At 53.3% G+C, this 12,197-nt stretch carries 14 protein-coding genes; 4 read left to right on the top strand and 10 right to left on the bottom strand.

Annotation, left to right across the window (positions count from 1 at the left end):
• Nucleotides 1-19: 19 nt before the first annotated feature.
• On the top strand, nt 20-1,576 hold the full coding sequence (mltF, locus tag VSR74_RS17970) for a membrane-bound lytic murein transglycosylase MltF (protein ID WP_347795985.1): 1,557 nt from the start codon (nt 20-22) through the stop codon (nt 1,574-1,576).
• On the opposite strand, the gene tadA is transcribed toward mltF, so the two are convergent.
• Nucleotides 1,570-2,109 carry a tRNA adenosine(34) deaminase TadA gene (gene tadA / locus VSR74_RS17965; protein ID WP_347795984.1) on the bottom strand — a complete coding sequence of 180 codons (540 nt, stop codon included), beginning with the start codon at nt 2,107-2,109 and terminating at the stop codon, nt 1,570-1,572. The two genes, mltF and tadA, sit on opposite strands and share 7 nt — an antisense overlap.
• Nucleotides 2,110-2,136: 27 nt before the next feature.
• Entirely contained in the window at nt 2,137-2,772 is a 636-nt protein-coding gene (gene yfhb, locus VSR74_RS17960) for a phosphatidylglycerophosphatase C (RefSeq protein ID WP_347795983.1), read from the bottom strand.
• A 230-nt stretch (nt 2,773-3,002) separates the two neighbouring features.
• On the opposite strand from yfhb, the gene VSR74_RS17955 reads away from it, so the two are divergent.
• Nucleotides 3,003-3,851, top strand: coding sequence for a MurR/RpiR family transcriptional regulator (locus VSR74_RS17955; RefSeq protein WP_347795982.1), 849 nt, complete (start codon nt 3,003-3,005; stop codon nt 3,849-3,851).
• A 29-nt stretch (nt 3,852-3,880) separates the two neighbouring features.
• Here the strand turns inward: VSR74_RS17955 and VSR74_RS17950 are convergent, their stop codons facing one another.
• Both VSR74_RS17950 and VSR74_RS17945 read right to left on the bottom strand, forming a co-directional pair.
• Entirely contained in the window at nt 3,881-4,798 is a 918-nt protein-coding gene (locus VSR74_RS17950; protein WP_347795981.1) for an oxidoreductase, read from the bottom strand.
• 1 nt (nt 4,799) lies between these two features.
• A complete protein-coding gene (locus tag VSR74_RS17945) occupies nt 4,800-6,008 on the bottom strand; it encodes an L-lactate MFS transporter (protein ID WP_347795980.1) in 1,209 nt (402 codons plus the stop codon).
• Between the two features lie 115 nt (nt 6,009-6,123).
• Between VSR74_RS17945 and VSR74_RS17940 the strand changes: the two genes are divergently transcribed.
• Together VSR74_RS17940 and VSR74_RS17935 are read left to right on the top strand one after the other, a co-directional pair.
• Entirely contained in the window at nt 6,124-7,047 is a 924-nt protein-coding gene (locus VSR74_RS17940; RefSeq protein ID WP_347795979.1) for a LysR family transcriptional regulator, read from the top strand.
• 37 nt (nt 7,048-7,084) lie between these two features.
• The gene (locus VSR74_RS17935; protein WP_015963398.1) at nt 7,085-7,345 is read left to right on the top strand and encodes a YfhL family 4Fe-4S dicluster ferredoxin; all 261 of its coding nucleotides are present in this window, start codon (nt 7,085-7,087) and stop codon (nt 7,343-7,345) included.
• Here VSR74_RS17935 and acpS read toward each other — a convergent pair.
• The 6 genes from acpS to lepB all read right to left on the bottom strand — a co-directional run bounded on the left by acpS (nt 7,342) and on the right by lepB (nt 12,185).
• A complete protein-coding gene (gene acpS, locus VSR74_RS17930) occupies nt 7,342-7,722 on the bottom strand; it encodes a holo-ACP synthase (RefSeq protein WP_347795978.1) in 381 nt (126 codons plus the stop codon). The two genes, VSR74_RS17935 and acpS, sit on opposite strands and share 4 nt — an antisense overlap.
• Nucleotides 7,722-8,453 (bottom strand): pyridoxine 5'-phosphate synthase, encoded by a 732-nt coding sequence (pdxJ, locus tag VSR74_RS17925; protein WP_231826490.1) that lies wholly within the window; start codon nt 8,451-8,453, stop codon nt 7,722-7,724. Before pdxJ ends, acpS begins: the two co-directional genes overlap by 1 nt.
• 117 nt (nt 8,454-8,570) lie before the next feature.
• Nucleotides 8,571-9,278 (bottom strand): DNA repair protein RecO, encoded by a 708-nt coding sequence (gene recO, locus VSR74_RS17920; RefSeq protein ID WP_347796162.1) that lies wholly within the window; start codon nt 9,276-9,278, stop codon nt 8,571-8,573.
• 133 nt (nt 9,279-9,411) lie between these two features.
• On the bottom strand, nt 9,412-10,317 hold the full coding sequence (gene era / locus VSR74_RS17915; RefSeq protein WP_276223675.1) for a GTPase Era: 906 nt from the start codon (nt 10,315-10,317) through the stop codon (nt 9,412-9,414).
• The gene (rnc, locus tag VSR74_RS17910; protein ID WP_015963393.1) at nt 10,314-10,994 is read right to left on the bottom strand and encodes a ribonuclease III; all 681 of its coding nucleotides are present in this window, start codon (nt 10,992-10,994) and stop codon (nt 10,314-10,316) included. Before rnc ends, era begins: the two co-directional genes overlap by 4 nt.
• 216 nt (nt 10,995-11,210) lie before the next feature.
• Nucleotides 11,211-12,185: a signal peptidase I gene (gene lepB, locus VSR74_RS17905; RefSeq protein ID WP_149464830.1), complete on the bottom strand. Its 975-nt coding sequence runs from the start codon at nt 12,183-12,185 to the stop codon at nt 11,211-11,213.
• Nucleotides 12,186-12,197 lie beyond the last annotated feature (12 nt).

Genomic DNA, 12,197 nt, shown 5'->3' with positions numbered 1-12,197 from the left:
AGTGCAGAGAATTAACTATTTGAAAAAATTAAAGATTAATTATCTGCTTATCGGCATCGTCGCACTGCTGTTAGCAGCAGCCCTCTGGCCCTCGATCTCCTGGATCAACCAACCGGCCAACCGTATTGCCGCCATCCAGGCGCGGGGGGAGCTTCGCGTCAGTACCATCGTGTCTCCGTTAACCTACTCCCGCGTCGATGGCAAAGAGTATGGGCTGGATTACGCCCTGACAGAGCAGTTTGCCGATTACCTTGGCGTAAAGCTGAAAGTGACCGTGCGGCAAAATATCAGCGAGCTATTCGACGACCTCGATAACGGTAAGGCTGACCTGTTGGCAGCGGGTCTGGTGTATAACAGCGAACGCGTTAAAAACTATCATGCAGGCCCGGCCTACTACTCCGTCTCTCAGCAGGTGGTGTATCGCGTCGGCAGCTATCGGCCGCGTTCACTCGGCGAGCTGAATGCCGAAAATCTGGCGATTGCTCCGGGGCATGCGGTCATTAACGACCTGCAAAACTTAAAAGAGACAAAATTCCCGGATATCGGCTGGCGGGTGGATGAAAAGCGCAGTAGCGAAGCATTAATGGAAGAGGTACTGGCAGGGCGTTTGAACTACACCATTGCCGATTCCGTCGCGATTAGCCTGTTCCAGCGTGTGCACCCTGAACTTGCGGTCGCGCTGGATATCACCGATGAGCAACCCGTCACCTGGTTTAGCGTTAACGATGAGGACGATACGCTCTCTGCCGCCCAGCTTGGCTTCTTCAATACCATCAATGAAGACGGTACGCTTGCGCGGCTGGAAGAAAAATACCTCGGCCATGGCGGAGATTTCGATTACGTCGATACCCGTTCATTCCTGCGCGCCATCGACAGCGTTCTGCCTGACCTGCAGCCGCTGTTTGAAAAATATGCAAAGGAGATCGACTGGCGACTGCTGGCCGCTATCTCTTATCAGGAATCGCACTGGGATGCGCAGGCAACCTCACCGACTGGCGTGCGCGGGCTAATGATGTTGACCAAAAATACCGCCCAAAGCCTGGGGCTGACTGACCGCACGGATGCCGAGCAAAGCATCGGCGGCGGAATGCGTTACCTGCTGGATATGATGGATAAAGTACCGGATACCGTACCGCAGGATGAGAAAATTTGGTTTGCACTCGCCGCGTATAATATGGGCTACGCGCATATGCTCGACGCCCGTGCGTTAACGGTGAAGCAAAAAGGCAACCCGGATAGCTGGACGGAAGTAAAACAACGTCTGCCGCTATTAAGCCAAAAACCTTACTACAGCAAACTCACTTACGGCTATGCGCGCGGGCATGAAGCCTATGCGTATGTCGAAAACATTCGTAAGTATCAAATAAGCCTCGTGGGGTATCTGGCGGAGAAAGAGAAGAAAGTGGCGCAGCAGATGGCCATCGCCGCCGACTATCCGGCGGTGACGATGGATGAGATAAACCACAACAACGCCGACTTTTTGCCGTTTATCTCCCTGTCGCCTCGTGATTACCTGCACAGCGTGCAGGGGGCAACGTCGAGCGAACTGGTCGACGCGGCCAAACCGCATCACTGATCCGCGGCTTTCTGCGCCTTACGTAACGCTTTAATCTGCTGGCGGCGCTCGCGGAAAAAATCACTCAGCATATTCGCGCACGGCTCGCGCAGCACACCTTCCGTGACGTCCACCCGGTGGTTCATCCCCGGGTGATGCAGCACATCCATTAACGACCCGGCAGCGCCGGTTTTGGCATCGCGCGCGCCAAACACCACATGACCAATGCGACTGTGCACCATTGCACCTGCGCACATCACACAGGGTTCCAGCGTGACATACAGCGTGGCGTTAATCAGGCGGTAGTTTTGCAACACCATACCGCCCTGACGCAGCGCCATAATTTCGGCGTGAGCGGTGGGATCGTGGCGGCCAATAGGGCGATTCCAGCCTTCACCAATCACCTGATTATCCAGTACAAGTACTGCGCCTACCGGCACTTCCCCTTCATCCCAGGCGCGCTGTGCAAGCGTGAGCGCATGGCGCATCCAGTATTCATGGTCGAATTGATTGTCGGACAAAGCGGGCACTCCAGATAATAAAACGGGGCGCATTATACATAGAGGTGAGTCGATTACCCACTATTCCAGCCGCTGAAGTTCACCCCTCGGCGTTACCCGCCAGCGATGCTGGCAGAAATAGAGCAACGGGTTATCCTGTTTGCTGTCGCTATACCCGCTAAACAGACGCAATGGCGTACCGATTTTGCGCTCCAGTTGCACTACTTTTTCATGCCCCAGACAACGTAGTGACAGTACCCAGCCGCCATGGCTACGGGTTATCTGACTGGCGATAAGATTGACGCGCGGCAGCCAGGGCGTATCAAAATAGACCTTTTCCACCAGCGACTGCGGCGAGCCGGTGATCAGCCAGACATCGGCATCAGTACTGACGAGGTATTCGGTCAGACGCTTATGCACCACCGGAAATGTAATGACGTTCGCGCGGAACCAGGTGGCGAAATCCGCCTCCTTCGCGCGTAGTTTGGCTTCGCTGTGTCCAAAGGTGCAGCCCCACAACAGTAAACTCATTGGCCAACGCGCGGCGCGCCCTTTTACCAGCAGCGCAATACCGATGACCGGCAGCAACGGCAGTACCAGCAACGCGTTTAGCGGCATCCGCCGCAGCAGATAGCGCAGAAACGTGCCGAACATATCCTGCTGATGCAGGGTGCCATCCAGGTCGAAGAAAATGACTCGACGGGGGTCGTTTGCCAAACCGAACTCCTTTAAACGATGAATGTTCCATGCTCTGCTAATTAGCGTAACAGATAGTGCTGGTGATTTCCGGAAACATCACCTCAACGCTGGCTCGCAAAAAGTCTTCAATAATTTGCGCCAGGTGGAATATTTAATTCAGGTTATTCCGTTATAATCGAATAATAATTCTTTCAGGCGAGCAGAATTGTTGTCGGGAGAGGTTGCGTAATTTTGCCCTTGAGGAGCGTATGAATTGTTTAATCCGTATTCGCCAGCGATATCCGCATCTCGCGCAAAGCGATAAAAAACTGGCCGATTTTATTCTGGCGCAGCCCGATCTGGCGCGTCATCTCAGCTCACAGCAACTGGCAAGCCAGTCAGGCGTGAGCCAATCCAGCGTGGTGAAATTCGCGCAAAAACTGGGGTTTAAGGGATTCCCCGCCCTGAAACTGGCACTCAGCGAGGCGCTGGCCAGCAACCCGAATCCGCACTCTATTCCGGTGCATAACCAGATTCGCGGCGACGATCCGCTGCGTCTGGTGGGTGAAAAGCTGATTAAAGATAATATTGCCGCCATGCATGCCTCCCTCGACGTCAACGACGAAGAGAAGCTGCTGGAAGCCGTCACGCTACTGCGCGACACGCGGCGCATCATACTGACCGGGATTGGCGCTTCCGGGCTGGTGGCGCGAAACTTTAGCTGGAAGTTGATGAAGATCGGGATCAACGCCGTTGCCGAGCTGGATATGCATGCGCTGCTCGCCAGCGTGCAGGCATTAAATTCCGGCGATCTGCTGTTGGCTATCTCATACTCCGGCGAGCGGCGTGAGATTAACCTGGCGGCGGATGAAACGCTGCGCGCCGGGGGGAAAATTCTCGCTATCACCGGTTTTTCACCCAATGCGCTGCAGCAGCGCGCAACACACTGCCTTTATACCATTGCGGAAGAACAGGCCACGCGCAGCGCGGCTATCTCTTCCACCAGCGCTCAAATGATGCTGACAGATTTACTGTTTATGGGGCTGGTGCAGCAGGATCTGGAAAATGCGCCGGATCGTATCCGCCACAGCGAGGCTCTGGTGAGGAAACTGGTGTGAATGCGCGGGCTCACGCCCGCGCATTATCTTTATTGCGCTTCTTTAGCGTGAATAAGTTGGGTTAGCAGGCGATTCACCGGCACCGCTATTCCCTGCGCTTCACCTATGCGCGCCACCGCACCATTCAGATAATCAATTTCAGTGAGTCGACCTTTATGCAGATCCTGATGCATTGACGGATAGTGCTCACCACTTTCTCTCGGATCGAAAACTTTCTGAACAGTGTGCATCACCATCTCTTCCGTCAACGGAATTTGCTGACTTCTGGCAACCAGAACAATTTCCCGCACCACTGTACGCGCCATATTGAGCGCGTCGGGGAGCTTACCAAATTCCCCGACATTACAATCCAGTAATGCGCAATAGGTATTCATCACGCTATTAAAGGCCGCTTTCTTCCAGATGGAGAGCAATACGTTGGCGCTGAGTTCGGCATTGAGTCCCGCAAGGTTCAGCATATCGACAACCCGATCAGCCATGGCCATATCCGCCGACATCATCGGTTGCAACTCGATATTGCCAGACCCCGTAGCACGAATGTGACCCGGGCCCTCCAGCTCGCAAGACCACAGCGTCACCCCCGCATAAATCACTGAGCGATCGACATACTGCTCCAGCGTTTCAATGTTGCCAAGGCCGTTAGAGAGCGTCATCACCACTTTTGCGCGGGCCAGCACCGGCGCTATTTTTTGCAGCATCTCCGCCATCTGCATCGCTTTAGTGAACAGGATCACCACGTCAAAGGCGCCGCGAGCATCTTCAGCCAGCATCGCTGGCAGGGAGTAACGGCGGCTGTCGGTTTCTGTTTCGACGAATAATCCCTGCTGATTGATGGCATCAACATGCGTTTTCCAGCCATCAATCAACGTAACATCCACGCCGCTATCAGCCAGCATATAACCAAAACGGCAGCCCATTGCGCCTGCGCCCGCTATTGCAATTTTCATCTCAGATTCCTTGCATTTTCATGCGCGTCATAATTTTCGCGACATAGTTTTTGGTAAACAAAATCAGGATCACCCCAAGCGCCAGCAAACCGGTTGTGAGTATAAAAACGGGATCATAGCTGCCGCTGGATTTGGCAATAGCAGAAGTAATGTATGGTGCGATCACCGCGCCCACGGCAAAACCGAAGTACATAAATCCGTAGTTAAGTCCTTGATTACGCATGCCGAAATTCTGGCTGGTAAGCCCGGGGAAAATCACCAGAATGCCCGCATAGCCAAACCCGACGCCCAACGCACTCAGGTAGAACATCGCGGTGTTGCCAGTGAAAAAGAGCAACACCAGCATGCACAGCGCAAGAAAGAGGTAGACGGTGATAAGCGTTGGATATCCGCCCAGTTTATCCGCCACGCTGCCCCAGAACAGACGACCCACCGAGTTAAAGATAGAGACCAGACTCACCACCATCGCACCGGATGCCAGACCGTACTGCATCATGCCGATTTGCGCTGAACTGGAACTGATCACCATTCCGGAGAAAACGCCCAGCGCCAGGATGGCGAACAGCAGCCAGAATCGTGGATCGCGCAGCATCTGACGATAATCTTTATCCATTGGCGAAGCCGCGATGCCGCCGCTGTCTTTCGCCGGTGCGCTGCGGATGAAAAACTGCACGACAAAAATGACCACCAGGTAAACGATGCCCAAATAGAGCAGCGCCCGGCTGACATCATGGGTTTGTGCCATAAAAAATTCAGCGAGTTTGGTACAGAGCAACGTCCCTACTCCAACGCCCGCCAGCACGATGCCGCTGGCAAGGCCGCGGCGGTCGGGGAAGAATTTGAGGATATTATTCAGATTGCCGGTAAACGCCAGGCCGGAGCCCAGCCCCGCCAGTACGCCGTAGGTCAGGAACAGCAAATAGAGGTTGTCGACAAAACCCGAGAGAATGAACCCCAGTGAAAACAGAATGCCGCCAACGACAATCGCCTGCTTGCCTTTGCCATTATCAATCATCTTACCGCCCCAAATCATGGGGATGGGAATAATGCCCATATTGATTGAGAAGGCCAGGGCCAGCATCGCCGGATCCCAGTGATATTGCGCCATCAGCGGCGTTTTAAAGTAACTAAACGCGTATACGCCTCCCAGCACAAAGTTAATACAGACATGAGCCGCCAGCATCCCCCAGCGGTTAATTGGCTTCGCCATTTTTTATTTCCCTTTATAAAAATAAACTGCTCACAGTTTAAAAAAGATGAAATAGGCAAACCATTTGGTAATTTTTATAATGGTGATAATAAATTCCTATTCTGCGAAGCCTGCAATGAACCTTAAGCAATTACAGTCTTTTCTGATACTTAGTGACGAACTGCATTACGGGCGAGCCGCTGCACGGCTGTTTATTACGCAGCCATCATTAAGCCAGCAAATAAAACAATTAGAATCATCATCTAAAATTATTCTTTTCCAACGTAAAGGCCGTCACATTGAGTTAACCCGTGCGGGGGAAGTATTACGTACCCATGCCATAAAAATCCTGCAGGATATAAAAAAAGCCCAGAATGAATTATCGCTCTACCAATATCAGACTCGCGATAACATTTCTCTCGGCGTCTCGGGAAGCCATCTGGTGCTGCCCATTTTCAAACAATTTAGTGCGAAATATCCGGAGATAGCCCTGACGGTAAAAGAGTTTTCCACAGAACAGACGATTAAAAAAATCGGCGATAAAGTGATCGACTTTGGTATCGTTTATCAGTGCCGTGTGCCTGAAAACATCTGCGCGATCCGCCTCTTTGAGGATGAGATCGTGGCGGCAGTACCGCTTTCCCATCCTCTGGCGCGGCAGGCTACGTTACATCTGGAACAACTGGCTGGGCAACCCATTATCATCCTCAATGAATCATTGCTGCTGCGAGGGGTGATTGCCAGTGAGCTTGGCAGGCGTCATATCGCACCCAATATCATTTGCGAGCTGGATAACCACTACTCCTGCCTGGAATATGCCGAGGCTGAAATTGGCATCGCGCTGCTCACGCGTTCATTGCTCCGATCCACGCCCGCAAAAAACGTGCGGCTGATGTCGCTACAGGAACCGACGTTTTACCAGCAGGTCATGCTGGTTCACAGCAGCGATTTGCTTCCTGATGAGCCGGTGCGCGACCTGCTGACGCAAATCAAAGATCACTACGGTAGCGATACGATTACCCCGGAAAAAGTATGGTCTGAGCAGAAAATGCGCGTATAATGCGCGGCCCGAATAGGTTGTTTCTGAGAGTTTCCTGATGGCGCTGTTAATCACCAAAAAATGCATCAATTGCGATATGTGCGAACCGGAATGTCCGAATGAAGCCATTTCGATGGGTGATAGCATCTATGAGATCAATAGCGATCGCTGCACCGAGTGCATCGGTCATTATGAGACGCCGACCTGTCAGAAAGTGTGCCCGATCCCCAATACTATTTTGAAAGACCCGGCACACGTCGAGAGCGAAGAACAGCTTTGGGATAAATTTGTGGCGATGCACCACGCCGACAAAATCTAGCTTTCCAGAATCACCGTCGCACAGGCATAGCGGCGCTCATCCGCCAGAGTAACGTGTATGTGCGCCACGCCCAGTTTCTCCGCCAGCTTCTGCGCTTCGCCCCACAGGCGCAGTTTCGGTTTACCCATTTCGTCGTTGTACACTTCAAACTGGTTAAACGCCAGGCCATTACGGATGCCGGTGCCAAAGGCTTTCGCTGCCGCTTCTTTCACCGCAAAGCGCTTCGCCAGAAAACGCACCGGTTGCTGATGCGTTTCCCAGATTGCCCACTCATTGTCAGTTAATACGCGACGAGCGAGGCGATCGCCGCTGCGGGTAATCACCTCTTCGATACGCGTAATTTCGACAATGTCTGTTCCGAGCCCCAGAATCGCCATTATTTGCGCGCTTCCAGCATCAGGCGTTTCATTTCGGCAACCGCCTCTTTCAGACCCGTCATCACCGCGCGGCCGATGATGGCGTGGCCGATATTCAGCTCGTGCATCTCAGGCAGCGCGGCGATGGCTTTCACGTTGTGATAAGTCAGGCCGTGCCCGGCGTTCACTTTCAGCCCCAGGCTTGCGGCATAGGTTGCGGCGTGCGCGATACGTTCCAGTTCTTTGGCCTGCTCTGCGTCGGTTTCAGCATCGGCATAGCAACCCGTGTGAATTTCGATATAAGGCGCGCCGACTTCTGCCGCGGCTTTAATCTGCTCGTTATCGGCATCGATAAACAGAGAAACCAGGATGCCTGCATCGGCGAGGCGTTTGCAGGCATCGCGCATTTTGTCACGCTGACCCGCAACGTCGAGACCGCCTTCCGTGGTCACTTCCTGACGTTTTTCCGGCACCAGGCAGCAAAAATGCGGTTTGGTGTCGACGGCAATGTTCAGCATCTCTTCGGTGACCGCCATTTCCAGATTCATGCGCGTGTCGAGCGTCTGACGCAGGATACGCACGTCGCGGTCGGTGATGTGACGACGGTCTTCACGCAGGTGAACGGTAATGCCGTCCGCGCCCGCCTGTTCGGCGATAAATGCCGCCTGAACCGGGTCTGGATACGCCGTGCCGCGCGCGTTACGCAGGGTGGCAATGTGGTCAATATTGACGCCTAACAGTAATTCAGCCATGACAATCCTCGGTTTTTAGTTCGGTGTTCGTTTTCCCCTCACCCTAACCCTCTCCCGGAGGGAGAGGGAACCGGTTGTGCACAGTGTCCAGTACGGTGCCGGCTCAAAGGGAGGATTTTATTTTTTTGGCAAAAATTGCCGGAACAACTCCCGGCTTTTTAGCGGCTTGCCCCCAAGATACGGCTTCAGCGCCATACGGGTAAAGCGTTTTGCGGCACGCAGCGAATCCACATCCGGAAACTCGCGGCTGGCCAGTGCTTTAAGCTGATGACCCGTGAAGGTGTAATGATCAATCACGATACTGGCGATAAAGCCTTTCTCTTCGCGATAGCGATAGGTCATGGTGTCATCCACTTCATCGCCGCTCCCTGCACAGTGCAGAAAATCGACGCCGTATCCCAGATGCCCCAGCAGCGCCAGCTCAAAGCGACGCAGCGCAGGTTCGGGCGATCCGGATGCTCCCGCCAGCGCCTGAATGCAGTGCAGGTAATCGAAGAAGAGTTCGGAGAAGCGGGTTTCGTGTTCAAGTACGCGAGAGAGTAATTCGTTGACGTAGAGACCGCTGTACAGCGTGATGCCGCTCAGGGGGAGCGCCAGTGAAACCGCTTCCGCGCTGCGCAGGGTTTTGACTTCACCGCGCCCGCCAAAGCGAACTAACAGGGGGGTAAAAGGCTGAAGCGCGCCTTTCAGATTGGAACGTTTGGAACGTGCGCCTTTAGCAACAAGGCGCACGCGACCCGACTCTTCCGTGAAGACGTCCAGCATCAGGCTGGTTTCGCTCCAGGGGCGACTATGCAGGACGAATGCGCGCTGCCAGCCTTCCATCATACCCGTCGTCTTTCAAGCCGCAGGTGCGTTGGCTGCGACTGTTCACACCAGTCACTTACTAATGTAAGCTCCTGGGGATTCACACTCTTGCCGCCTTCCTGCACCATGAAAGCCATAGGGTATGGGAAACTTACAGATCGTCGCCATAGCCAAGACTACGCAACGCGCGCTCGTCATCAGCCCAGCCGGATTTCACTTTCACCCACAGTTCCAGGTGAACCGGGGCTTCGAACATTTCCTGCATGTCTTTACGGGCTTCAATACCAATGGTTTTGATTTTGGAACCTTTGTTACCAATCACCATCTTTTTCTGCCCGTCACGCTCAACGAGGATCAGGCCGTTGATGTCGTAACCGCCGCGCTCGTTAGTCACAAAACGCTCAATTTCAACGGTAACGGAGTACGGCAGTTCTTCGCCGAGGAAACGCATCAGTTTTTCACGGATGATTTCAGACGCCATAAAGCGCTGAGAGCGATCGGTGATGTAATCTTCCGGGAAGTGATGAATCGCTTCCGGCAGATGTTTGCGCACGATCCCGGCGATGGTATCAACGTTCAGCCCGGTTTCCGCAGACATCGGTACGATGTCGAGGAAGTTCATTTGGCTGCCAAGGAACTGCAGGTGCGGCAGAAGATCTGCTTTTTCCTGCACGTTATCGACTTTGTTTACGGCCAGAATCACCGGCGCTTTTCCTTCGCGCAGTTTGTTCAGCACCATTTCGTCGTCCGGCGTCCAGCGGGTGCCTTCCACGACAAAAATCACCAGCTCAACATCACCGATGGAGCTGCTCGCCGCCTTGTTCATCAGGCGGTTGATGGCGCGCTTTTCTTCCATGTGCAGACCCGGGGTATCGACATAAATTGCCTGATAAGCACCTTCCGTATGAATACCGACAATGCGGTGACGGGTGGTCTGCGCTTTACGCGAGGTAATGGAAATTTTCTGCCCCAGCAGATTGTTCAGCAGGGTAGATTTGCCAACGTTCGGACGTCCGACGATGGCTATAAATCCGCAGTAAGTTTTATCTTCGTTCATTCCAGCTCCAGTTTTTTCAACGCCTGTTCGGCGGCAGCCTGCTCCGCCTTGCGACGGCTGGAACCTGTGCCAACCACCGGTTCACTCAGGCCGCTAACCTGGCAGTGGATAGTAAATTCCTGATCGTGTGCTTCCCCACGCACCTGCACCACCAGATAAGACGGCAGCGGCAGATGGCGGCCTTGCAGATACTCCTGCAAGCGTGTTTTAGGATCTTTTTGTTTGTCGCCGGGGCTGATTTCGTCCAGACGCGTTTGATACCAGGAGAGGATTAACTTCTCGACATTCTGAATATCGCTGTCGAGGAACACCCCGCCAATCAGCGCTTCAACTGTATCCGCGAGAATAGATTCGCGACGGAAGCCGCCACTTTTCAGTTCACCAGGGCCTAAACGCAGGCACTCGCCGAGTTCAAATTCACGGGCGATCTCTGCCAGCGTATTACCGCGAACCAGCGTCGCGCGCATGCGGCTCATATCACCTTCATCCACGCGTGGGAAACGGTGATACAGCGCGTTTGCGATGACGTAGCTTAAAATAGAATCGCCCAGAAACTCTAAGCGCTCGTTATGTTTGCTGCTGGCACTGCGATGGGTTAATGCCTGCTGCAACAACTCCTGATGAACAAAAGTGTAGCCCAGCTTCCGTTGAAGCCGATTAATTACGATGGGGTTCATGCGATACCAATAAATGAATGCGTCAAAAATTCAGCACACGAAACAGATCTGAAAATACCAATACGGTTTCGTGTGCCGTGTCTCTTAAGAAAGACATGTGTAACTTCGGGGGGATATTCTATACGCAACGACAAGGGATGTCGTTAGTCTGGAGTGATTTAACTGCTAAATAATTTATGGGGAGCAATATTGCCTCCCCATAACGCCTGACAAGATTTAGTGAATACCACCAATGCGGCTTAAACGTACACCGGTTGGCCATTCACCTTCCTGTTTTTCGAAGCTCATCCAGATGGCCGTCGCCTTCCCGACCAGGTTCGCTTCCGGCACGAAGCCCCAGTAACGGCTATCGGCGCTGTTGTCGCGGTTATCACCCATCATGAAGTAATGACCCGGCGGCACAATCCACGTAGCCGGCTGTAAACCTGACTGGCGATAGTACATGCCGACCTGATCCTGTGCGATTGGCACGGTCAGAATGCGGTGATTCACCTCACCCAGCGTCTCCTGGCGTTCGGTCAAACGAATGCCGTTTTCTTTGGTTTCGCCTTTCGGCAATTCAAAGAAACCGCTGGTCGCTTCGCCGCCGTTACGACGGGCAAAGGTCTGCACGAAATCACTTGGTTCAACGTTCGAGTAGGTCACCGGCAACGCGTTACCGCAAGCCTGGCCTGAACTGCAGTTCGGTTGAATCGTGACTTCTTTGCTGATCGGATCGTAAGTGACTTTATCACCCGGCAGACCCACCGCGCGTTTGATGTAATCAAGGCGCGGATCTTCCGGATATTTAAAGACCACGATATCGCCACGTTTCGGATGACCCGTTTCGATAATCGTTTTCTGGTAAATAGGATCTTTGATGCCGTAGGCGAATTTTTCCACAAGGATAAAATCACCAATTAACAGCGTCGGCATCATTGAGCCGGATGGGATCTGGAATGGCTCATAAATAAAAGAACGCACGATGAGCACAATCGCCAGCACCGGAAAGACGGACGCGCCAGTTTCAAGCCAGCCCGGTTTCGGACCCACTTTTTTCAGCGTTTTTTTGTCCAGCGCATCTCCGGTTGCGACCTGCGCCGCAGCCTGACGTTCCCGACGTTTGGGCGCGAAGATAAATTTATCAACGCACCACAAAAGGCCCGTGACCAGTGTGGCAATCACCAGAATCAGGGCAAACATATTCGCCATGCCAACTCCTTA

The organism is Pseudocitrobacter cyperus (assembly GCF_039889165.1).
GTDB classification, from domain to species: domain Bacteria; phylum Pseudomonadota; class Gammaproteobacteria; order Enterobacterales; family Enterobacteriaceae; genus Pseudocitrobacter; species Pseudocitrobacter cyperus.
Note: the sequence above shows the minus strand (reverse complement) of the source record. Positions and strands in the feature narration are given on the sequence as shown.